23 protein-coding genes, 3 pseudogenes and 1 other annotated feature are annotated in these 20476 nt (G+C 69.3%); of the genes and pseudogenes, 13 read left to right on the forward strand and 13 right to left on the reverse strand.

Features of this window, described 5'->3' with window-relative positions:
- Nucleotides 1-29: 29 nt before the first annotated feature.
- Nucleotides 30-383 (reverse strand): single stranded DNA-binding domain-containing protein, encoded by a 354-nt coding sequence (locus HZF19_RS10695; protein WP_208028766.1) that lies wholly within the window; start codon nt 381-383, stop codon nt 30-32.
- A gap of 238 nt (nt 384-621) precedes the next feature.
- Between HZF19_RS10695 and HZF19_RS10700 the strand changes: the two genes are divergently transcribed.
- The 5 genes from HZF19_RS10700 (at nt 622) to HZF19_RS10720 (ending at nt 6388) form a co-directional block, all read left to right on the forward strand.
- Nucleotides 622-3219 carry a cation-translocating P-type ATPase gene (locus tag HZF19_RS10700; RefSeq protein WP_208028767.1) on the forward strand — a complete coding sequence of 866 codons (2598 nt, stop codon included), beginning with the start codon at nt 622-624 and terminating at the stop codon, nt 3217-3219.
- Entirely contained in the window at nt 3216-3527 is a 312-nt protein-coding gene (locus HZF19_RS10705; protein ID WP_208028768.1) for a TFIIB-type zinc ribbon-containing protein, read from the forward strand. The genes HZF19_RS10700 and HZF19_RS10705 overlap by 4 nt, the downstream gene beginning before the upstream one ends.
- Before the next feature lie 47 nt (nt 3528-3574).
- Complete coding sequence (locus HZF19_RS16900; RefSeq protein WP_208028769.1) at nt 3575-4009, forward strand: PGPGW domain-containing protein; 435 nt, start codon at nt 3575-3577, stop codon at nt 4007-4009.
- A 48-nt stretch (nt 4010-4057) separates the two neighbouring features.
- On the forward strand, nt 4058-5425 hold the full coding sequence (locus tag HZF19_RS10715) for a TMEM175 family protein (protein WP_208028770.1): 1368 nt from the start codon (nt 4058-4060) through the stop codon (nt 5423-5425).
- Nucleotides 5426-5521: 96 nt separating this feature from the next.
- Nucleotides 5522-6388, forward strand: coding sequence for an oxygen-binding di-iron domain-containing protein (locus HZF19_RS10720; RefSeq protein ID WP_208028771.1), 867 nt, complete (start codon nt 5522-5524; stop codon nt 6386-6388).
- On the opposite strand, the gene HZF19_RS10725 is transcribed toward HZF19_RS10720, so the two are convergent.
- The 5 genes from HZF19_RS10725 to HZF19_RS10745 all read right to left on the reverse strand — a co-directional run bounded on the left by HZF19_RS10725 (nt 6283) and on the right by HZF19_RS10745 (nt 12184).
- Nucleotides 6283-8103, reverse strand: a complete 1821-nt coding sequence (locus HZF19_RS10725) for an N-acyl-D-amino-acid deacylase family protein (protein WP_208028772.1) — start codon at nt 8101-8103, stop codon at nt 6283-6285. The two genes, HZF19_RS10720 and HZF19_RS10725, sit on opposite strands and share 106 nt — an antisense overlap.
- Nucleotides 8100-8660, reverse strand: a complete 561-nt coding sequence (locus HZF19_RS10730; RefSeq protein WP_208028773.1) for a DUF3558 family protein — start codon at nt 8658-8660, stop codon at nt 8100-8102. Before HZF19_RS10730 ends, HZF19_RS10725 begins: the two co-directional genes overlap by 4 nt.
- Nucleotides 8657-8929: a hypothetical protein gene (locus HZF19_RS10735; protein WP_208028774.1), complete on the reverse strand. Its 273-nt coding sequence runs from the start codon at nt 8927-8929 to the stop codon at nt 8657-8659. Before HZF19_RS10735 ends, HZF19_RS10730 begins: the two co-directional genes overlap by 4 nt.
- Nucleotides 8930-8977: 48 nt before the next feature.
- Complete coding sequence (locus HZF19_RS16390) at nt 8978-11629, reverse strand: helix-turn-helix transcriptional regulator (RefSeq protein ID WP_235979828.1); 2652 nt, start codon at nt 11627-11629, stop codon at nt 8978-8980.
- A gap of 69 nt (nt 11630-11698) precedes the next feature.
- Nucleotides 11699-12184 carry a MarR family winged helix-turn-helix transcriptional regulator gene (locus HZF19_RS10745; RefSeq protein WP_208028775.1) on the reverse strand — a complete coding sequence of 162 codons (486 nt, stop codon included), beginning with the start codon at nt 12182-12184 and terminating at the stop codon, nt 11699-11701.
- 202 nt (nt 12185-12386) lie between these two features.
- Here HZF19_RS10745 and HZF19_RS10750 point away from each other — a divergent pair, with 202 nt between their 5' ends.
- Nucleotides 12387-13121: an alpha/beta hydrolase gene (locus HZF19_RS10750; protein WP_307781204.1), complete on the forward strand. Its 735-nt coding sequence runs from the start codon at nt 12387-12389 to the stop codon at nt 13119-13121.
- Nucleotides 13122-13323: 202 nt separating this feature from the next.
- Here the strand turns inward: HZF19_RS10750 and HZF19_RS10755 are convergent, their stop codons facing one another.
- Nucleotides 13324-13557 (reverse strand): hypothetical protein, encoded by a 234-nt coding sequence (locus HZF19_RS10755; protein ID WP_208028777.1) that lies wholly within the window; start codon nt 13555-13557, stop codon nt 13324-13326.
- Between the two features lie 64 nt (nt 13558-13621).
- On the opposite strand from HZF19_RS10755, the pseudogene HZF19_RS16395 reads away from it, so the two are divergent.
- The 4 genes and pseudogenes from HZF19_RS16395 to HZF19_RS10775 form a co-directional block, all read left to right on the forward strand.
- Nucleotides 13622-14142 (forward strand): annotated as a pseudogene (locus tag HZF19_RS16395) (transposase family protein); the annotation flags it as partial.
- Nucleotides 13933-14049, forward strand: a sequence feature (AL1L pseudoknot). It overlaps the preceding pseudogene by 117 nt.
- A complete protein-coding gene (locus HZF19_RS10765) occupies nt 14139-14315 on the forward strand; it encodes a hypothetical protein (protein WP_208028779.1) in 177 nt (58 codons plus the stop codon). The pseudogene HZF19_RS16395 and the gene HZF19_RS10765, both read left to right, overlap by 4 nt.
- 29 nt (nt 14316-14344) lie before the next feature.
- Nucleotides 14345-14687 (forward strand): annotated as a pseudogene (locus HZF19_RS16400) (IS256 family transposase); the annotation flags it as partial.
- Between the two features lie 91 nt (nt 14688-14778).
- On the forward strand, nt 14779-14982 hold the full coding sequence (locus HZF19_RS10775; RefSeq protein ID WP_208028781.1) for a hypothetical protein: 204 nt from the start codon (nt 14779-14781) through the stop codon (nt 14980-14982).
- Between the two features lie 10 nt (nt 14983-14992).
- Here the strand turns inward: HZF19_RS10775 and HZF19_RS10780 are convergent, their stop codons facing one another.
- From HZF19_RS10780 to HZF19_RS10790, 3 genes are all read right to left on the reverse strand, one after another.
- A complete protein-coding gene (locus tag HZF19_RS10780; protein ID WP_208028782.1) occupies nt 14993-15328 on the reverse strand; it encodes a hypothetical protein in 336 nt (111 codons plus the stop codon).
- A gap of 125 nt (nt 15329-15453) precedes the next feature.
- On the reverse strand, nt 15454-15951 hold the full coding sequence (locus HZF19_RS10785) for a GNAT family N-acetyltransferase (protein ID WP_208028783.1): 498 nt from the start codon (nt 15949-15951) through the stop codon (nt 15454-15456).
- Complete coding sequence (locus HZF19_RS10790; protein ID WP_208028784.1) at nt 15948-16229, reverse strand: type II toxin-antitoxin system TacA family antitoxin; 282 nt, start codon at nt 16227-16229, stop codon at nt 15948-15950. Before HZF19_RS10790 ends, HZF19_RS10785 begins: the two co-directional genes overlap by 4 nt.
- Before the next feature lie 91 nt (nt 16230-16320).
- Here HZF19_RS10790 and HZF19_RS10795 point away from each other — a divergent pair, with 91 nt between their 5' ends.
- Complete coding sequence (locus HZF19_RS10795; protein WP_208028785.1) at nt 16321-17064, forward strand: hypothetical protein; 744 nt, start codon at nt 16321-16323, stop codon at nt 17062-17064.
- Nucleotides 17065-17155: 91 nt separating this feature from the next.
- On the opposite strand, the pseudogene HZF19_RS10800 reads toward HZF19_RS10795, so the two are convergent.
- Nucleotides 17156-17569: pseudogene (locus tag HZF19_RS10800) on the reverse strand (MT-A70 family methyltransferase); the annotation flags it as partial.
- Nucleotides 17570-17634: 65 nt separating this feature from the next.
- On the opposite strand from HZF19_RS10800, the gene HZF19_RS10805 reads away from it, so the two are divergent.
- Nucleotides 17635-18012, forward strand: a complete 378-nt coding sequence (locus tag HZF19_RS10805; RefSeq protein WP_307781205.1) for a BglII/BstYI family type II restriction endonuclease — start codon at nt 17635-17637, stop codon at nt 18010-18012.
- 25 nt (nt 18013-18037) lie between these two features.
- Here HZF19_RS10805 and HZF19_RS10810 read toward each other — a convergent pair whose 3' ends face one another.
- Nucleotides 18038-18934 (reverse strand): tyrosine-type recombinase/integrase, encoded by an 897-nt coding sequence (locus HZF19_RS10810; protein ID WP_208028787.1) that lies wholly within the window; start codon nt 18932-18934, stop codon nt 18038-18040.
- Nucleotides 18935-19222: 288 nt separating this feature from the next.
- Between HZF19_RS10810 and HZF19_RS10815 the strand changes: the two genes are divergently transcribed.
- Nucleotides 19223-19648 (forward strand): hypothetical protein, encoded by a 426-nt coding sequence (locus HZF19_RS10815; protein ID WP_208028788.1) that lies wholly within the window; start codon nt 19223-19225, stop codon nt 19646-19648.
- Here the strand turns inward: HZF19_RS10815 and HZF19_RS10820 are convergent.
- Nucleotides 19641-20243, reverse strand: coding sequence for a DUF4352 domain-containing protein (locus tag HZF19_RS10820; protein ID WP_208028789.1), 603 nt, complete (start codon nt 20241-20243; stop codon nt 19641-19643). The genes HZF19_RS10815 and HZF19_RS10820 overlap by 8 nt on opposite strands.
- Nucleotides 20244-20476: the final 233 nt, after the last annotated feature.

Here is a 20476-nt window from a genome sequence, read left to right on the forward strand (position 1 = left end):
CTCGTGGCCGCCTGCCGGAGCGGCTGGGGTCACAGCAAGGTGTAGGCCGGGTTGAGCAGCACCAGCCGGCCCCGCTCGGTGCGAGCCACCCCCTCCAGGACCATGCCGCGCCCGAGGGTGACGCCGTGGAGAACCTTGCGGCCGGTGAACACTCCCGTGGCCCGGCCGGTGCCGTCGCTGATGGTGACCTCAACGGCCGGGGAGCCAGCGCGTGGGACCAGGCGCGACTCCTGGATCTCCCCGCCCACCCGCACCGGCTCGCGCAGCGGGGCCTCCCCGATCGGTGTGAGGCCCAGACCCTGGTAGCGCTCCTGCAGGCGGGCCTGGTCGAGCTGCTGGACGCTGGCGGTGAGGCGTTGGCGGATCTTCGAGACCGAGGGCACGGCGGCCAGCGTGCCACGCCCGCCGGCACCGGTCACACCGGACCGGTGCTCAGGTTGTCGTCTTCGCCGGGTCCTGCGAGACTGTCGAGCAGCGAGGGGAGTACCCCGACACGGATCCGTCGTCATCACGGCCGACCGGCACGTCGCTGCCGATTGCCCGGCGGTTCCGGCCCCCAGCGGGTGGGAGAGACCTCCGGTCGATCAACGAACGCGAGACCGGAGACGAACCTGCGTGACCGTGCCCACGCTCCGCGCTGCTGACCGCGAGATCCACGCCCTCGACGCTGCGGCGGTGGCCTCCGCGCTCGGGGTCGACCTCGGCACCGGGCCCAGCAACGCCGAAGTCGATCGCCGCCGCGCCGCGGTGGGGCCGAACCGCCTCGACGAGCCGGCGGTACGTCCCGCGTGGTTGCGGTTCCTCGACCAGTTCCGCAGCGGCATCGTCTACATCCTCGTCGTGGCCGCGGTCGTCGCCGGTGCAGTTGGGGACCTCAAGGACCCGATCGTCATCGGAGCGGTCCTCGCCCTGAACGCCGTGCTCGGCTACGTCCAAGAGGCCAAGGCGAGCTCCGCCATGGCGGCACTGAAGAAGATGCTGGTGACCCGAGTTCGGGTGCGGCGCGACGGCCAGGTGCGGGAAGTCGACGCCGAGGAGCTGGTCCCCGGGGATGTGGCGCTCCTCGAGGCGGGTGATCGTGTCCCGGCCGACGGCCGGGTGGTGGTGGCGGTGAACGCCGCGGTGGACGAGTCTGCGCTCACCGGCGAATCGACACCGGTCGACAAGCAGACCGCGCCCCTGCCCGAGGGGGACGTCCCGGTCGCCGATCGGAGCAACTGCGTGTTCATGAACGCCACCGTGGTGCGGGGCCGCATCGAGATGGTGGTCACCGAGACGGGCATGCGCACCGAGATCGGCCGCGTCGCAGCGCTGCTGCGGGTCGGGGAGCCGCCACCCACCCCGTTGCAGCGTCAGCTCGACGCGCTCAGCCGGAGGCTGGCGCTCATCGCCATCGTCGCCGTGAGCGCGGTGTTCGCCCTTCGTATCGCTCAGGGTGACGCCTTGGGCGACGCGGCGCTGGGAGCGGTGGCGCTCGCGGTGGCCGCCATCCCCGAAGGGCTGCCGGCGGTGGTGACCGTCACCCTCGCGCTCGGTGTGTCGCAGATGGCCAGGCAGGGTGCGATCGTCAAGCGCCTGCACTCGGTGGAGACGCTGGGCTCGACGTCGGTGATCTGCACGGACAAGACCGGCACGCTCACCCTCAACCGGATGACCGTTCGAGAGGTCGTGGCTGAGGACCAGCCGCACGCGTTGCTCCTCGGCGCGCTGTGCAGTGACGCATCGATCACCGACGGTCAGACCATCGGCGAGCCCACGGAGGCCGCCATCCTCGAGGGGGCCGCGGCCCGTGGTATCGACGTCGCGGCCGAGCGCGCCCGCTGGCCCCGCGTCGGCGAGTTGCCGTTCGACTCGGGTACCAAGTTCATGGCCACGTACCACCTCCAGCCAGGCGCCGGGTCGGTGACCCTGGTGGTCAAGGGAGCACCCGACGTGTTGCTCGAGCGTTCCTCGTCGAGTCCGGGCCAGCGCGAGCGGGTGCTGGATGACCACGCGCGGCTCGCGGCCGAGGGCCTTCGAGTCCTGGCGGTGGCCACCAGGTCGCTCCCTGCGTCGGAGGTGCTCGATGACGGTGGCGCGGTGGCCGACCCCAGCCGATGGGTGGAGGACGGTCTCGAGGTCGTCGGGCTGTACGGCATCGTCGACCCGCCACGTCCCGAAGCGAAGGACGCCGTCGCCCGCTGCCAGCGCGCCGGTATCGACGTCAAGATGATCACCGGCGACCACGCCTCGACCGCGGGAGCCATCGCCGGGGAGCTGGGGATCAGGGGTCGGGTGGTGACCGGCGTCGAGCTGTCGGCGATGTCCGACCAGGAGCTGGCACGGTCGATCGACGGCATCGGCGTGTGCGCCCGGGTGTCACCCGAGCACAAGGTCCGCGTGGTGGAGGCCCTGCAGGCCAACGATCGGGTCGTGGCCATGACCGGCGACGGGGTGAACGACGCCGCGGCCCTCCAGCGGGCGGACATCGGTGTGGCCATGGGCATCACGGGCACGGAGGTGACCAAGGACGCCGGCGACATGGTGCTCACCGACGACAACTTCGCCACCATCGTCGGCGCCGTGGAGCGAGGTCGGGCCATCTACGACAACATCGTGAAGTTCGTGCGCTTCCAGGTCACGACGAACCTCGGTGCGATCAGCACCATCCTCGGTGCCAGCCTGCTCGGACTGCCCGTGCCCTTCACCCCGATCCAGGTGTTGTGGGTGAACCTGATCGCCGACGGCCCGCCCGCCATGACCCTCGGGGTGGACCCAGCCGACCGTGACGTGATGGCGCGGGCCCCGAGGCCCGTCGGGGCGGCCATCCTCGACCCGCGGCGGGTCGCCCGGTTGGTCTTCCTCGCCCTGGTGATGGCCGCCGGGGTCCTCGGCCTGTATGCCGCCGCCGAGCCCCGATGGGGTCGAGCGGTGGCGCTGACCATGACCTTCACGACGTTCGTGTTCTTCCAGATGTTCAACGTCTTCAACGCTCGCCGCGAGGAGCGCAGCGTGTTCAGCCGGTATTCACTGGCCAACTGGCGGCTGTGGGCCAGCGTCGGGATCGTCGTCGTCCTGCAGCTGCTCGCCGTGCGTTGGGGGCCGCTGCAGAGCCTGTTCGCCACGGAGACCCTCACCGCAGGCCAGCTCCTGCTCTGCGCCGCCGTGGCGTCGACCGTCATCTGGGCCGAGGAAGCCCGCAAGCTCACCATCCGACTCGCCAGGAGGACCGCACGATGAGATGTCCCGCCGGATGCGACGCCACGCTCGTGATGGCCGAGCGGCAAGGGATCGAGATCGACTACTGCCCGAGCTGCCGCGGCGTCTGGCTCGACCGCGGGGAGCTCGACAAGATCATCGAGCGCAGTCACACCGCCGGCGCGCCGACCTCGCCTTCGGCGGGCGCACCGCTCCCACCACCACCGCCCGCGACGGGATGGCGGGAGCCGTACGTAACCACCCGACCCTACGGTGCACCGGGGTCGCCGCCGCCGGGCTATGGGCGCCGGAAGCGCAGGGGCTTCCTCGATGAGCTGTTTGATTTCTGAGCTGGCCGGCCCTCGGGTCCCACGGTCAGCTCGGTAGCCTGGCGATGGTGCGCGGTTCGCCTTCACCCGCGGGTGACGATCACCACGACGACCACCCGCGCTTCGAGGAGCTGCGCCAGGAGCTCGGCGCGCTCGAAGAGGCTGCCATAGAGGCGGAGCTCGAGACGGGACGGCGTGAGGAGACGATCGAGGAGGCCAAGCGTCACCTCGCCCTGCGTGCTGCCCGGGTCGCCGCAGGTGTGGTCGTGGTGGTGGTCGGGCTGGCGATGCTGGCACTCCCCGGACCGGGCCTGATCACGGTGGCGGCCGGCCTCGCCTTGCTGGCCCAGGACGTGCCGTTCGCCCGCAGGCTGCTGCAGCGGGTGCGGCAACGCCTACCCGAGGACGAGGACGGCAACGTCTCGCCGTACGTCATCGGCGGGAGCGTCCTGCTCGCGGTCGCGGGCTTCGGGGTCAGCCTCTGGTGGGCGTTCTTCCGCTGAGGCTGGCCTGCGCGAGCAGACACGCACCTGCCGCTTAGCATCGCCGCGGTGACGGCGACCGAACGGGTCCACCTGTCGTACCGGCCCGACTACGACGTGAGCCGGGTCCGCGGGTTCTCGGACTGCGTGTTCGCGGTCGCCATCACCCTCGTCGTGCTGTCGTTCGTGGTGCCCGAGCGGGGGATCACCAACGACGAGCTGAGAGGCTTCCTGGTTCACGAGTGGCCTCGCTACCTGAGCTATCTCGGGGCCTTCGTGGTGATCGGCAGTACGTGGATGCTCCATCACCGGCTCTTCGAGGTGATCGTCCGGGTAGACGGACGAGCCTTGTGGATCAACCTGGCGTTGCTGTCGCTGGTCGTGCTGGTCCCGTTTCCGATGCAGCTGCTCGGTCGGTACCACGAGCTGCCCAGCGCGTACGTCGCGTTTAACCTCACCGCGCTCGTGCTGGGTCTGTTCGGCTCGTTGCTGGTGTGGTACACGACCCATCGCCACCGGCTGATCCCGGCGGATCTCGACGAGCGATGGGTTCGCACCTACCGCTGGCAGGCGGCGGTGCTGCCGCTGGGGTTTGCCGTCGCCACCATCGGTTCGGTTTTCGGGATGCCCGGGGCGGCCGTCGGGTGGGTGGTGCTCGGCGTCGGCTGGTTCATCCTTCGGCGCCGGCTCGGGGTGGTGCGGGTGGAGCCCGAGACGCCGGGTCTCACCCGAGCGGGCGAGGAAGAGGAGCCTTTGCGCCGCGCCGAGCAGATCGAGGTGGAGGCCCGGCGCGCCGGCCGGGTGATCCCGTTCGCGGCCGCCTACCTGGAGAGCGGGCGCCTGGAGCGATTGCTCGGGTTCAGTGACAACCTCTACGCCTTCGCCATCACGGTGCTGGTGTTGCACCTGCAACCCCCACAGGGAGCGATCGAGAGCAACGACGATCTCAACCGGTTCCTGGCCGAGATGCTCCATCCCGACCTGATCGGCTACTTCACCGGTTTCGCGGTGGTCGGGCTGCTCTGGCACTTCCACCACCGACAGTTCCTGATCGTCGAGCGCGAGGACGGGTTGCTGCGGGCTGGCAACCTGGTGCATCTCATGTTCGTGGCGGTGATGCCGTTCGCCACGCTCGTGCTGTCTTCCTACGACTCGTATCCCGCGGCCACGATCACCTTCGCCCTGGCGGCCGGGGCGGCCAGCGCCAGCCTGGCCGCACTGTTGTGGTACGTGACGACGGGTCATCGGCTGGTGTCGACGGAGATCCCCACCGGCGAGTTGCGGGAGCGCCGCCTGCTGGCACTCATCCCCCCGGCGGCGTTCGTTTTCTCCGTGCCTGTCGCGTTGGTCGCGCCGACTCAGGCCCAGCTGCTGTGGCTGGGTGCGCTGGCGGGCCTCGGCGTCTACCGCCGGCACGCCGCAAGTCGGGCCGGCTGATCCGGTGGGCTCGCTCTCCCGGTTGACATCAGATGCCGTCGATGTGACACTGGCGAACAGTGTCAGGAAATACGAACAGTGTCAGAAGTGCGAACAATGCTCGCTCCGATCGGGTGGTGGGCCCGCCGCCGGGTGACCGGCAGGGCCGCGGGGTCGAACGCGGACGGTGACGCGGCTGATCCGATCGGCTCGATCGCTGGTCACCTCCAGCGGTTCATCCGGTTCTGCACCGCCGACCCCGTCCGCTACCAGCTCCTGTTCCAGCGCACCATCCCGGGCTTCGAGCCCCCGGCCGAGAGCTGCGCCCTCGCCGTGGAGGTGCTGGAGCAGCGCCACCCCCGGCTCCGCGCCCTCGGGATCCACATGGAAACCGTCATCGACGAGATCGCCCCCGACATCTACCGCATGTCGACCTACGTGCCCGATGCGGGCATGACCTTCAACCAGATCCTCGTGAACGCCGAGGAACCGCTGCTGTTCCACTGCGGGATGCGAGCCCTCTTCCCGAACACCTCGCAGGCCCTCGGCCGGGTGGTGCCGATCGAGCGGCTCCGGTGGATCAGCTTCGGTCACACCGAGGCCGACGAGTGCGGTGCCATGAACCAGTGGCTGGCGGCCGCGCCGCGAGCCGAGGTGGCATTCGGCACCCTGGGCTGCGCGGTGTCGGTCAACGACCTGGCTGATCGCCCGCCCGGTTACTCGCGGACGGGGAGGTGCTGCACCAGGGTGGCAAGTCGCTGCGCTATCTCGTCGCGCCCCCACCTCCTCCATGGGTGGGACGCCGGGGTCTTCTTCGAGGAGGCCACCTCTACCTTGCTCTGCGGCGACCTGTTCACCGCCACGGGCGAGGCGACAGCTCACCCGCCGTGTGTGGCTGATGGCCGCAGCACCCGGCCCGGGCGGGCCCCGGTGTGCTCACCGTCCTCCAGGGTGACCACCCCGTTCACGATGGTGAGCTCGTAGCCCTCGCTGCGCTGCACCCAGCGCCCCGCCCCATGGGGCAGATCGTGGACGAAGGTGGGTGGCGGCATGCGGAGCGCATCGAAGTCGATGACGTTCACGTCGGCGGGCGCGCCCGGCCGGAGCGCCCCCCGGTCGTCGAGCCCGAACAGCGCCGCGGTGTCGGAGGTGATGCGCCGCACCGCCTCCTCGATCGGGAACGCGCCGAGCTCGCGGCACCAGTACGACAGCCACCAGGTCGGTTGTGACGCGTCGAGGATCTGGCCCACATGGGCTCCGGAGTCGGCGAGACCCATGGCCACGGTCGGGCACTCGAGCATCTCGCGCACCGGACCGAGGTCCTGGTTGAGGATGGGCCAGGCGAGCACCAGTGCACCGTTGGTCTCCAGGCACAGGTCCAGGTAGGCCTCGAGCGGGCTCACGCCCCGACGCTCCGCCTCCGCGGTGAGGCTGCGGGCCGGGTCGGCGTCGTAGCGGGCACTGCCGTCGGGGGCGTTCACCACGAAGAACTCCCGCAGGGCACCCGCGCTGGATCTCTCCGCCGCGCCGGCGATGAGGGTGGCCCGGGTGGCGGGATCGCGGAACGCGGCCAGCTTCTCGTCGATCGTGGCACCGGCCAGCCGCTCCCAGCCGGGGTCGTGGTCGAACGGTGTGTGATGGGCCAGACCGAACAACACCCCGATGCCCCGGGCTGTGGTCTGCGGGCGGATCTGGGCGCCGGCGGCGTTCGCGTGCTCGGCGAGGGCGATGGCGAGGCGCCAGTGGTCGCCTTGTGCCCGGGTGTTGGTGAGGTTGAACGTGATGCGGGCGCCGGAGCGCAGGCTGGCCTCGCGCATCCAGGCCAGCTCGCTCTCGACCCGGGGCTCGGCCGGGCCCTCACCGTCGAAGCGGGGCGCGCAGCCGATGATGCCGTGGTGGCGACCCACGACATCGGCCATCACGAGCAGCTCCCGGGGGTGGGCCCAGGTGCCGGGAACGTGGCGGCCGTCGGGCACCGTGTGGCGCAGCGTGCGCGACGTCGAGAACCCGAGCGCTCCGGCGGTCATCGCCTCGTCGAGCGCTCGCACCATGACCGCCAGCTCGGCGTCGGTGGGTGGGCGGTCGTCGAGGGCGTCGTCGCCCATGGCGAAGGAGCGCAGCGCGCAGTGACCCACCAGGCCTCCGACGTTGACGCCGAGTGGCTCGGATCCCAGCCAGTCGAGGTACCCGTCGTAGCCCTCCCAGGTGAAGGGCAGGCCGGCATGGATGGCGGAGGCGGGGATGTCCTCGACGGCCTCCATGAGCTCCGCCAGCCACGGTCCCCAACCGGGCCGCACCGGGGCGAAGGTGACGCCGCAGTTGCCGATCACCACGGTGGTGACCCCGTGCCAGCAGCTCGAGGTGGCGTCGCGGTCCCAGCCGAACTGGGCGTCGAGATGGGTGTGACCGTCGACGAAGCCGGGGGTGACCAGCCGCCCCTCACAGTCGATCACCCGGGCCGCGGAGCCGTCGAGGTGCTTGCCGATGGCGGCGATGCGGTCACCGACGATGGCCACGTCCGCGACCCGGGCTGGCGCGCCCGTGCCGTCGACGACGGTGCCGTTGCGCAGCAGCAGGTCGAAGGTCATGCCGAGCAGCTTCGCGCAGGTGAAGGCGCCCGGCTGGTCGAGCGGGATGCGGGTGGACGGGGACCCCCCCGACACACCCCCCGGCCAGCCGGGCAGGCCAGTCGAGCTCAACCGAGGATCATCTCGGCGAGCTGGGTCGCCTTGTCCGGCGTGGTGCCTCGGAAGATCTCGATGAACCAGTGGTCGTCGCCCTTCGCCGTGAAGACCCGGATGACCGACTGGCCGGTGACGTCCTTGGCGACGAAGGCGCTGTCACCGAGCCCGGCCAGGGCCTCGACCGGGGTGATGGAGTCACGGGTCATCGCCGTGTACTTCTCGGCGGAGATGGTCTCGGCCTGGGCCCCGCCCAGCCCGTTGGCGGTGGTGTAGGCGCAGCTCGGGCCGTTGAACCCGGTCTCGGCACGGCTGCCCGAGGAGACGGGCTTCGCTTCGACGATCTGCTCGCCGAGCAGGCTCGCCACCTCCGCTGCTGTGACCTCGGCGCACAGGTCGCGCGAGCTGGCAGAGGACTCCGACCCGCCGGACGAACCACCTGAGGTTGACGCAGCCGATTCGGCGGTGTTCGAGGACGAGGTCGTGGATGTCGATGACGAGGAGTTGCTCGAGCCCGAGCAGGCGGCGAGCCCGAGCGAGCCGGCGATCAGCAGGGCGAGGGTGCGGGTCTTCACGGTCGGTCCTTTCGTTGCGGGTGCAGGGGTGTGGCCTGGTGCTCGTCGGAGTCCTCCTGCCCGCCGAGCGGCTCCGCGTCGGTGTTCGCCAGCTCGAAGACGTTTGGGATGGGCGCCGGGTCGAGAGCCCGAACCGCGACGTCGAGCATCGCGAGCTCGTCGTCGCTCAGGTCGAGCCCGGCGAGCGCGGTGCTCGGCTCACGGAGGAGGAGCTCCCGGTACGCACGGTCACGCCGGGCGCGGCTCCAGATCGACACCACATCGACCACGGCCCGAGAGGATCACGCCGGAGGCGGCCGGTCATGAGTGGCAGGTACTCAATTCCGGTGCCGGCGGGCGTCGAGCGCCCCACTCAGCTCCCGGCGGGAGCGGATCCCGAGTTTGGCGAACACCCGGTAGAGGTGGTTCTCGACCGTCCGCTCGGAGAGGCAGAGCTGCTCGGCGATCTCCCGGTTGGTGTGCCCGTCGGCGGCGAGGCGGGCCACCTCGCGCTCTCGGCGGGAGATGCGCACTGGTGGCTCAGCCCGCCGGCCCCGGGCCTCAGGCGGCCGATCGAGCGGATCGAGGGCGTCGAGCAGCTCGGTGGCCCGGGTGGCTGCGTTGAGGTGCTGCCGGGAGCGTCCGGTGACCCGGAACGACTCGGACGCCTGTGTCCACGCCTCGGCGGCGAGGATCGGGAGGCCCAGCTCGCCGAAGCGGGCCGCGACGTCAGCCAGGGCTTCCGCGTCGTCGGCGGCGACCGCAGCCAGATGGTCGGCCCGCACCCGGGACAGTCTCGATCCCAACGTCAGTGACCCGACGTGGTCGGATGCGGCTGCGGACTGCGACCGCAGACCCCACCGGGCCAGCAGGTGCAGGCACTCCAGCTCAGCGTGGGTCGCGCCTCCCGCTCGGGCGACCTCCGCTCCGGTGTCCACCGCGGCGAGCGCTCGGTCGAGGTCGCCTTCTCGCCACGCCAGCAGCGCGGCTGCCTGGTGCCAGCGGGGCTCGAGGAGACGGAAGCCGTCGGGACAGATCCCTCGGTGGCGTTCCATCTGGGCGCGGGCGGTGAGCAGGTCGCCCCGCTCCAGGGCCGCGAGCGCGGCCTGGATACCCGCCCAGCGGGCCATCGCCGGGATGTTGGTGTCCCGCCACAGCACGTCGGACTGCCGGGCGGCCTCGAAGGACGCCGTGAGGCGGCCGGCAAGTAGGCCGACCATGGACGACATCAACGTGGACCACGCCCGGGCCTGCCGGGCGGGTTGCCGGACGGCCCCGTAGGTGAGCAGCTCCGAGAACGCCGTGGCCGCCGCGATGTCGCCGTCGACCAGCTCGGCGAACACCATGCTGACCACGTGGACGCCGGCGATCCCCGGGAGGTTCAGCATCGCGACTTGGCAGCGCTCGAAGCCCGCCGCGGCGATCTGCCGCGCCTGCACGGGCTGGTCGGTCGCTGAGAGGGAGGGACCCATCGCTCCGGCGGCGACCGCGGCCACCGCGTCGTTCGGATGCTCGGTCAGCGGGCGGGCCCGGGTGATCGCCCGTGCGCTGTGGCCGTCGAGGGTCTCGAACATGGCGTGCTGGGCGTCGGCGAGGGCCGCGCCGTCGCCGCCGCACGCTCGGGCCCGGTCCAGCAGCTTCAGCGCTGATCCCAGGTCCTGGGTCACCCACCAGCGCAGGCTGGCCCATTCCACGATCACGGATGCGAGCTCGAAGGGTTCGGTCTCACCATCCGCGGCCCGCTCGTACGCTCGGGCCAGCAGGGCTTCGCAGCGGTCGTGCTCGCCGTCCTCGCCCCGGCACCAGCTCGCGAAGGCGGCCACCGAGGGAGGCGCTCCGCGGTCGAAGGCCGCCTCGGCCAGGACTGCGGCGAGATGGGTGTCGCCGACTTCGACCGCGCGCCGGGCGAGCCGCTCGAGGTCCTCGGTGGTGAGGTCGGGGTCGTCGGGGCCGGCGTCGACGACCCAACGGGCGATGCGTAGGTCGAAGCCGGGGGGCATCGAAGGTGCGTGCACCGCGGTGCGCACGAGCCGGCGGCTGATGCGCAGGCGGGCCAGGGCGGACAGACCGTTACGCACCACCTCGCCGTACAGCGGGTGGGCCAGATCGACCGTCACCGAACCAGCGGTGATCCGCGAGCCCACCAGCGCGTCCCGCTCCAGCCGGGCCATCACCTCGGGGTCGATCAGGTCCGCGGCCAGGTCCGAAGGGATGCTGCCGGACACCGCCAGCAGCTCCACGGCTTCCCTGGCGGTGTGGTCGAGGCTGCCCAGCCGGGCGGTGATGAGGTCCTGGAGGGTCGGGGTCTCGATCAGGCGGCCACGAAGGTGCCACACCCCGTCGTCGTGGGCGATGGCGCCGCCGGTGATCGATCCGGCCAGCAACTCCCGCAAGTAGAGGACGTTGCCCGCCGCGGATCGCAGCAAGACCTCCGCGGTCCCTCGCTCGACCATCCCGCCGAGGGCGGCGTTCATGAGTGAGATCAGGTCGTCGTCGGCGAGCTCCCCGAGGTCGATCAGCTCGACCGGCCCGGTGGCCCAGAGGCGCTCCAGCGAGGCAGGGGCGGGCTCGTCACGCCGCACGGTGAGCAGCACGGTGGCCCATCCGCTGATCGCCGCGAGCTGCACGAGACCGGCGGAGACCGGGTCGAGGAGGTGGGCGTCGTCCACCGCCAGGATCGGGGATGAGCCGTGACTGGCTCGCAGGAGCTCCTCGAGGGTCGACGACGCGGCCTCACCGACCGCGGGGCCGATCAGGGGAGCGAGCGCACCGAGGGGGGTGTCGCGCAGACCTGCGATGCCCGCTACCCGGTGGACGGGCCCTCGGTCGCTGCCGAGCGCCTCGTCGAGGAGGCGGGTCTTGCCCACCCCAGGGGCGCCGCGGACCGTGGCCCCGGTGCCGGCGCGGATGGCGCGGCGGAGGCGTTCGAGCTCCTCCTGCCGGCCGACGAACGGCCACGCCGCCAGCACCCGCTCGCCCTCAGCCCGCATCGCGCGGTGAGTGTAGGGGCGAGGGGGCTGCCGTTCCGCGGTCGTGACGGCGCCGGTGGGATCCGATGGTCAGCGACCCAACGCGCTGTCGGGATCCGCGGCCTCGGCGATGGCGACCAGCGACTCCTTCACCAGGCGCATCTTCTTCGAGCCGATGGTGGCGGCGTAGCCGCGCTCGATGTCGTCCATCTGCTCGAGGGCATCGAGCAACATCGTGCGACCTTTCGCGGTGTGCCGCACCAACACGGCGCGGCCGTCGGCGGGGTCCGGTGAGCGCTCGACCCACCCGCGTCTCTCGAGCTCGGTGACCATCTGGCTGGCCGCCTGGCGGGTGACGCCGAGGCGGCTGGCCAAGCGGGCAATCCGAGTGCCCTCGGTGTCGATGTTGCCGAGCACACCGATGTGGCTCGGCTGAACTGCCTCGTGGCCGAGGTCGTGCAGCCGGCGGACGAGCTCGTTCGTCTCGATCTGGGCGGTGCGGATGAGGATGCGGAGCAGTACGGTCTCCCGGTGGGCGCGGATCTCCGCAGACGACAGTGTCGCAAAGGAGGACATTAGGCAAGCCCCTTGACATACTTTGTCAACATCCTTTACAAGTTATCAGGACCGCGATCGGCCCGGTCGACCCGATGAAGGAGCACACACGGCCAACACCCGAACCACCACCTCGAACAGCAGCGCGAGCTGCGCCGCGACGATCGCTGGCTTCCCCGCGCTGCGCGGTCAGCCTGCGCCGTCCGCAACCCGTCGTCGGACCGTGGTGCTCCTCCACGGCGCGTTCGCCGATCACCTCTCGCTCGGCCGCTGGGTCGAACGTCTGGCCGCTGCCGGCCACGAGACCTGGGCTCCTGCCCGGCGGGGCCGTGCCGGGGTCGGGCCGGAGCAGGCGGAGGGCTTGACCTTCGACGACTACGTGGAGGACACGGTCGCCGTGCTCGACGCGCTCGGGCAGAGTGGCTCGCTCGACCGCCCACCGATCCTGGTCGGCCACAGCCTCGGCGGCTTGGTGGCGCAGCGGCTGGCCGAGCTCGGCCGGGCGGGTGCGATCGTCCTGCTGGCATCGGCACCGCCGGAGGCGTTGACGGCCCAGGAGATCGCCCTGGCGTATTTCGCTCCGCTCACGCCGACGATCATGAGCGGAGCGCCGTTCGTGCTCCCCGACGACACGTGCTCGGTGCTCGCCCTGAACCGCGTCCCGGAGTCCGACCGCCCGGCGATCCACGCCCGGCTCACCCCGGAGTCTGGTCTCGTGTACCAAGCGCTGCTGACGGGCGCGATCGCCATCGACCCGGGAGCGATCCAGGTCCCGGTGTTCGTCGCTGGTGGCGAGGAGGACCGCATCATCGCCCCGGAACAGGTGCGCCACACGGCGCAGCACTACGGGGTCGAGCCACGCCTCTACCCGAACCACGGGCACTGGATCATCGACGAGCCTGGCACCGACGCGGTCATCGACGACGTCCTGAGCTGGTTGGCGATCGAGGCACCGTGACTCGGTCCCGACGTGGGCCGGCTGGACGCGTCCTCATCGGACACCGGTCGGTTCGGCTCTTCCAGCCTCCTGCGACCAGGCCGACGGAGCGCCTGTGCACGGTCGACGAGTTGAACACGAATGGCCCGAGCCTCCATCAGGCCCAGGGTGGTCGAAAAGTGCTGCTCAGGGCATCCGGCGGACGCGTCCGCCGCTGCTCCCCTCAGCGCAGGGTGACGAGCAACCGGTCCAGCTGAGCGAACGTTTCGTGTGTCGCATCCACCGCGCCCGTTCCCGCAGCGTCGAGTGCTTCCTTCGTGGGGGCACATCTCGTTCGTGACGAGCAGTCGGCGGCCGGGTTGGTCTTGATCGTCCGGTACCGCACGCCGTGCTGGAGCGCCTGGTTGAGGTAGTTCCAGTTCCGGTCGATCGTGCTCGTCGCGTGCGTCTCGACCAACGACTCGAACTGAACCGCCCTGGGTTCGTTGGAGGCTCCAGACCTTGGAAACGAGGGTGGTGTCATGCCACGAGAGAAGTCGCTAGGGAAGCCGACGACGCGTCGCTGCAGCGAGGCGGAGAGGGATCAGGCTGTTCGGCTGGTGCGCCAGCTCCGTGCGGAGCTCGGCACCGAGCACGGCACGGTGCAGCGGGTCGCTGCCCAGTTGGGCTACGGCGTCGAGTCGGTCCGCAAGTGGGTCCGTGAACGCGGTGTCGTCGACGGACTGGCCGGGCCGGAAGCGTTGAGGGTCCGCGAGTTGGAGGCCGAGAAGAAGGCGCTCGAGCAGGAGCTGCGCGAGACGCGCCGAGCGAACGAGATCCTGCGCAAGGCGTCGGCGTGTTTCGCCCAGGCGGAGCTCGACCGCCCATCGAAGTGATCGTCGGGTTCATCGACGAGCATCGGGACCAGCTCGGAGTCGGGCCGATCTGCCGTGCGTTGCGGATCGCTGCGAGCACCTACTACGCCGCCAAGAAGCGCGAGGTGGCGCCGTCAGCGCGTGCCGTGCGTGACGTCGTGATGATGCAGATCCTGATGGTGTTGTGGGTCCGAGACCCTGGGAGAACGTCGACGAGCTCGAGCTCGCCACCCTCTCCTGGATGCACTGGTTCAACGAGGACCGGCTCCACAGCTACTGCGACGACGTCCCACCAGCAGAGCTCGAAGCAGCCCTCTACGCTGCCCAACAGACCCGACCCGTCGGGGTTGGAAACCAATAGCCCGAGCCTCCATCAGACCCAGGGCGGTTCACCCCGACGCAGCCGGCTCGCTGCGCGAAGGCCTCCACCAGATGTTCACCGTCCGCCGGCTCGGCATCGACGGCACACTCGCCCGCACGCTGGTGTGCACGAACATGATCGAGTCGATGATCGGCATCGCCCACACCACGACCCGCAACGTGAAGCGCTGGCGCGACGAGGGCGACATGCGCCGACGGTGGTGCGCAGCAGGCCTGCTGGAGGCCGAGAAGAAAGTCCCGCCGGGTCCGCGGGCACGCCCAGATGTCCCACCTCGTCGCAGCGCTCGCCCGCCACGCCGAGACTGTCACACCCCCACGCGACACTGACCACAACGAAGACCTCGCCGCATGACAACCGGGACCACCACCCGCGGCAACTTCAACAGCCAACGGGACATCCTCCACCGAACCCCAGGGTTCTGCGGACTACCGCTGGGAGAAGGGTGCGCTCACCGGCTTCCAACCTCGACACCCTCAAAGACTGGTACCTCCCGGCGTGGCGGGAACAGGGGTGGACCGCTAGCGGCGACGCTCCGGACGTCCTGCAGCGTCAGTACGGCAAGTACACCGTGCGCGCCTATCTCCAAGAGTGGGAGACGCCGCCTGGCTTCAGCATCCTGGCCGACATCGTCGAACCGATCTGTTGAGCTCGCCCGGCTACTTGACGCGTCCGTCCAGTTTCCCGATCGGGATGGCAGTACTCCCGCCGTCGATGCAGGCCCAGACCGCGTCGGCCCCGCGGATCTTTGGCCAGAGCGGAGTGTTCGGGTGCTCGGGGCACTCCGGGAAGGCCGCGCCGAAGAATCGCCTGCTCTCCATGACGAGTTCCTGGGTCGCCTCGGCCACGCTGATCACGAGGTCGACGAACAGCCCGCCGAGGTCATCGACTCCCGTGCTGCCCGGCTCGCCAGGGAGGTAGAGCCACGCGTCGGTAGAGGACCCACCGCCTCTCCTCGTGACGAGGTCCAACAGTTCGTGATTCGTCCGTTCCACCGCGTCGGACTGCGCTTAGTCGCACTCTCCGACCAAGAGCGCTGCAACGGCACCGTCGCCAAGGGTGGCGGCCACGTCGGAGAACACCAGATCGACCGCGCGACCGAGCCGCGAACCTTCGCCGTTCACATCGACGCCTCGATGTCGGCGACAGTGATCATCAGATCCAGCGGGTTCGTCGGAGAACGCGAGAGACCGAACCGTTCGTAGAACTCCACCGCCCCCGGGTGCAACGCCGTGACTACAAGCATCCGCACGCCGATCGTTTCGCTCGCGGCGATGGTCAGCTCCATCGCATGGCGAAGAAGCCCCGCACCAAGACCATGGCCTTGAGCTTCTCGATCGACGGCGAGGCGGCCGAGCAGGATCGCGGGGATCTGCCGCGGCGCTTGACGTCGAGCACGGCCAGTCGCATCCGAGCGGAGCACAGCGAAGGCCGAGACCGAGTGGTAGCCAACGACCCGGACACCGTCAGTCGTGACGTAGGTGCGGGAGAATCCAGCGAGCTGGTTGCGCAACCCTCGTCGCACCAGCCACTCGTCGAGCTCCGGTTCGCCGGAATCGAAGTAGTCGAGCCGATGATCGGCGCTCAGCGGCTCGATCGGCGTGAAGCCGCCGCTCACTTCTTGAACGGCGATGGGCGCTCGAACAGCTCGGCGGTCTTGGCGTTGCGCCGACCCTTCCGGGACACACGGCGCTCCAGGGCGTCCCACGTCTTGGCATCGAGCACAACGTGGTCGCGGTCGGCCAGCGTCTCGGCAGCGGATGCACGTGCGGCCTGCACGACGAACTCCGTGATCGACAGGTGCGACGCTTCGGCCGCCGCCCTGATAAGCCCGTCATCGGTCGGTGAGAGCCGCAGGTGGAGTCGCTCGTCCCGTGTCTCTGCCTTCGTTGCCATGGCGCAAGTGTACGCACACTCGCCGTACACCGCCACCCGGTTGCGGAGATCTGGTCGCCGAGAGCGAACCCTGCTGAGGAAGACTCTCGCTGTGACCAGCAAGGACGACCGGCAGCTTCCCGACCGCTATCTGATCCCGGTCGAAGGGTTGAAGGTGCCACGGCCATGGGCCGTCGGGCGAGTCACGCTGCACCCAGGCTCGGCAGGCGAGGCACTCATCCGTGATACGCCTCCGTTCGAGGTCAAGGATGACTTCATCCGCGGCCACGTGTTCGAGATCCTCGGGTCCGCGAAGGAGGGCTCGATCGCCGAAGTTCCGGGCGGAGACATCGACAGCGCCATCAATGAGGTACGAGCTGCGTTGGACGCGCTGCGCCTGTTCCAACTCTCGCGCCTCGTCTGGAACTCGGCGACGTTCGGCCTCCCGGGCGACCTCTACCGGTCGCGGATCGAATACGTCTCAGTGTGGAAGAACAGCGCGCCGGGCGGACGCTTCCGCGGCGAGGCAATCGGCTGGGAGTTCAACCAGGACTCCTACGACGATTGGTGCGGCTCGACCGGATTTCGGTTCCTCAGCGCCTCGCTTGCAGACCCCTCGGCAAGCGAGGATGCCCATCGCACATCCATCGGAGCCCAGCTGCTCGCCAGGGCCGCCACGGAGCACCGTCCAGACCTGAAGATGCTCGGTGTTGCGTCCGCACTCGAGGCGTGGCTCCTCCGGCGTCAGCCGGGCGCACAGACGCTCCGGCTCGCCTGCCTGAACCGCCCTGGGTCTGATGGAGGTTCGGGCTATTGGTTTCCAACCCCGACGGGGCGGGTCTGTTGGGCAGCGTAGAGGGCTGCTTCGAGCTCTGCTGGTGGGACGTCGTCGCAGTGGCTGTGGAGCCGGTCCTCGTTGAACCAGTGCACCCAGGAGAGGGTAGCGCCTACGACGAGTAGCCCTTGTGCTGTCGGCCTCTCGGCACGATGTCCTCTGCGGCCTCGTTGCCCCATGCTGTCCAGCCTTCTCGCGGGTAGCGGGCGAACATCTCAAGGTACGGACCAGGGCTGCACGCCTCGATGATCGGGTACAACTCATCGGGCTTGCGACTATGCTCGCGCTTTCTGGTGGCGAACAGGTTGACCTGACGACGACCTGCGTCTCCGGTGCGAAGCCGACCACGAACGCCGAACAGGACAGGCTCGGTGACGTTGCGGAAGTAGAAGCCAACACCTCTGCCGTCGCTACCTCCGTCCTTTCGGACCTTGTGCCAGATGAGCATGGACTTGTAGCAGAAGCCCCACGCCTCCATCACTCGCAGGCCCTCTGCCACGAGCGCATTCGGGACCCACAGATAGCAGTGGGACTGCTTGGCTGGGTTGGCGTGAGGGACGCCACGACACGCGGATCGTCTCGACCCTCAAGATTCAGCCGTACGGGCCAGCAGGCGAGAAGAGAGTCCGAACGGTCGAAACCGAGGTCTACAACGAGGGCTACAAGGTGGACAACGTGAAGGGTCGCGTTGCCCTTGATGTGGAGTGGAACGCGAAGGACGGAAACCTCGACCGTGACCTTGGGGCCTACCGAGCGCTCTACACCGCAGGCATCATCGACGGAGCCGCCATCATCACTCGCACCCAGGACGACCTCCGAAAACTGGCCATCCAGATGGGAGCGGAGACGAAGTTCGGCACCACTACCACCACGAACCTGACCAAGTTGGAGCCTCGGCTCACACGAGGCGACGGAGGCGGGTGCCCGGTACTGGCCATCGCGATCTCTGCTCGCTGCTTCAAGTCGTAGCGGACTGCTCAGAGAGTCCACCAGGTCAGGCGAGGTGGGAGGCCACGAGGTACGCGGGGTGACCTTCGAGGCGGCGGCGCTGGCGGTCGTACCGCTGCGTTGTCGTCGCCGAGGCGTGGCCTGCGCCGTCGGCCACCCGGTGGATCGGCGCTCCGGCCTCAAGGGCGATAGTCACCCACGAGTGCCGCGCCGAATGGCAGGAAACGGTCTTGTCGATCCCTGCTGCCTTCGCGAGGCGGCGGAAGATGCGGTGAGCCTGCACCCGGTCGAGGCGTCGCCCAGAGGCTGTGACGAAGATGGGGCCGATGGTGCGGCCGTTGAGGTAGTCCTCGATGGCCTCGATGGTCCGAGGGGCGAGCGGTGCGAGGCGCGCCCGGTTGCCCTTGCCCACCACCCTGGCCACGCGGTGGCCGCGTTCGGTCGTGAGGTCGTCCACGTCCAGGCCCAGGGCCTCGCTGATCCGCAGACCGTTGCCGAGCAGGAGCGCCATGAGGGCGTGATCTCGGGGCGACGACTCGGCGGCGGCATCGAGCAGGGCGCGGGCCTCATCACGGTCCAGGCCCAGGCGAGGGGACTCGCTGGGCACCTTCGGCCGCTTCACGCGCTCCACGGGTGACACGGCGAGTGCGCCTTCATCGACCAGGTACCCGTAGAGCGATGAGAGGCAGGCGAGGCGACGGGCGATCGTGGCTGGAGCCTTGCCCTCGGCCTCAAGGTGACGGGAGTAGGCATCCACCACCTGGCGCGTCACCTTGAGGAGGTCGATCCCATACCCATCGAGGAAGGCGAGGAAGCCCACCACGTCGCGCCGGTAGGCGTCACGGGTCGAGGCGGTGGGGTACGAGGCGAGCCAGGCTCCGAGCACGGCCTCAAGCGGGGCATCGGTGGTGGCGAGCGGGGCGGGGATGGCGACCAAGTTCATGGCTCCATCATCCCCAGGGGGTGTGACAAGAACAGCAACAGAATGCCAGTTCCGTTGTCGCCGGAGGGCCTGGATGAGGTGGCCGCCGGGACCGATGCCGAGGCCATCGGAGAGGCGATAGGGTCGCCAAGGCGGAGTTCGGTTCAACCCGTGCGAGCGTGCGAGGCTCTCACCATGGCCACTCCGGCTACACAGGGACCCGAACGAAGGTCCCCAGGGGACCTGTTGCTTCACCCGGTCGCGTTGGTCGCGCTCGCAGTAGTCATCGTCAACGACAGGGTGTTGAAGGTGAACTACCCGAGCGATGTCAGCGGCAAGTTGTCTGACTTCGCCGGTCTGGTCTACTTCCCGCTGTTTCTCGTCTCAGTGGCCGAGGGCGTGCGGTGGATCGTTCGACGGCGTGCCTGGGAACTCTCCGAACGGGCCGTGTGGATCGCCACGGGGATCGTGGGCGTGGCGATGACGCTCATCAAGACATCATCGCCCGCGGGTGAGGTGTATCGAACGGTGATGGGAATCGTGCTGTGGCCCGTTGACTCGCTCGGCTCGGCGATGCGGGGCGACGGTCTCGCTCCACTCGGGCGCGCTGGATTGGTCCAGGACAGGACCGACCTGTTTGCTCTCGTTGTGCTCTGCCTGCCGATCTGGGTCGGCCACAGGGTCATGCGAACCCGCTCCGCAGAAGCGCAAAGCGAAGCCCCGGCCCTCAAGTGATGGCGAAGAACACCTGATCCTCGACCTTGTCCATCGTGAACTGCGGTTCAGCGAGGAACAGGCTGGTAGCGATGTCCTCGGGCTTCATCTGGAAGCAGACATTGCCGGTTGCGGTGGCACCTGGCTGCATCTGCGCCATCGGGTCGAGCATGTCCGGTGCCGACACCATGCATGACGTTGAGTCCACCGCGACGCCCGACGAGGGCAGCATCGACATCTTCACGTTGGTGAGCGGGGAGGCTGGCTTGTCGGAGTTGTTCGTCAGGGAGACGTTGATGAGGACGAACTTGGTGCCGGGCTGAGGTGTGTTGAACTGGTTGACCGCCGCAAGGGCCGCGTCGGCATCGAGGTTGGCGGAGTTGACCTTCAAGTCCCAGCCCTTGGCCACGGTCTTGGCCGTGCCGATGGGCACAGGCGTACTGGCGCTCGACTCGCCGCCCCCCTCGCCGTCGCTTGATGCTCCCGTGCCTGCATTGGCGTTTGGGGCGTTGTTGGTCGCGTTGTGGTCGCTTGTCGAGGACTCGCCGAGCGTGGCGAACAGCCCCACACCGATCGCAACTACGGCCAAGCCGTTCCGAAGTCGTGTGCTCACCATTGTCAGTCTCCTTCGCTTGGTTCCCGCGCCTCGAAGGTTCAAGGCCGTCGGACGGTGATCTCTCGGTCAGGCACGCGGACGCGCGAGCAACGGAGACTAAATGATAGGCACTGCGCGTGATCGTGGGATGAGGGGCGTGTAGGGGTCCACCCGTGTGGGTCGGGGCCTCGCTGGACTCGGTGTTGTTGGAAGACGCCGATCCGAGGAGGCCCCGATGGCTGCTGACTGTATGC

Source organism: Rhabdothermincola sediminis (assembly GCF_014805525.1).
GTDB lineage: Bacteria > Actinomycetota > Acidimicrobiia > Acidimicrobiales > Acidimicrobilacustridaceae > Rhabdothermincola > Rhabdothermincola sediminis.

Excerpts from the sequence above, each read along its gene's own strand:
- HZF19_RS10705 (WP_208028768.1), top strand. The coding sequence starts at position 3,216 with ATGAGATGTCCCGCCGGATGCGACGCCACGCTCGTGATGGCCGAGCGG.
- HZF19_RS10720 (WP_208028771.1), top strand. The coding sequence starts at position 5,522 with ATGCTCGCTCCGATCGGGTGGTGGGCCCGCCGCCGGGTGACCGGCAGG.
- HZF19_RS16390 (WP_235979828.1), bottom strand. The coding sequence starts at position 11,629 with ATGCGGGCTGAGGGCGAGCGGGTGCTGGCGGCGTGGCCGTTCGTCGGC.
- HZF19_RS10745 (WP_208028775.1), bottom strand. The coding sequence starts at position 12,184 with ATGTCCTCCTTTGCGACACTGTCGTCTGCGGAGATCCGCGCCCACCGG.
- HZF19_RS10790 (WP_208028784.1), bottom strand. The coding sequence starts at position 16,229 with ATGGCAACGAAGGCAGAGACACGGGACGAGCGACTCCACCTGCGGCTC.
- HZF19_RS10810 (WP_208028787.1), bottom strand. The coding sequence starts at position 18,934 with ATGAACTTGGTCGCCATCCCCGCCCCGCTCGCCACCACCGATGCCCCG.
- HZF19_RS10820 (WP_208028789.1), bottom strand. The coding sequence starts at position 20,243 with ATGGTGAGCACACGACTTCGGAACGGCTTGGCCGTAGTTGCGATCGGT.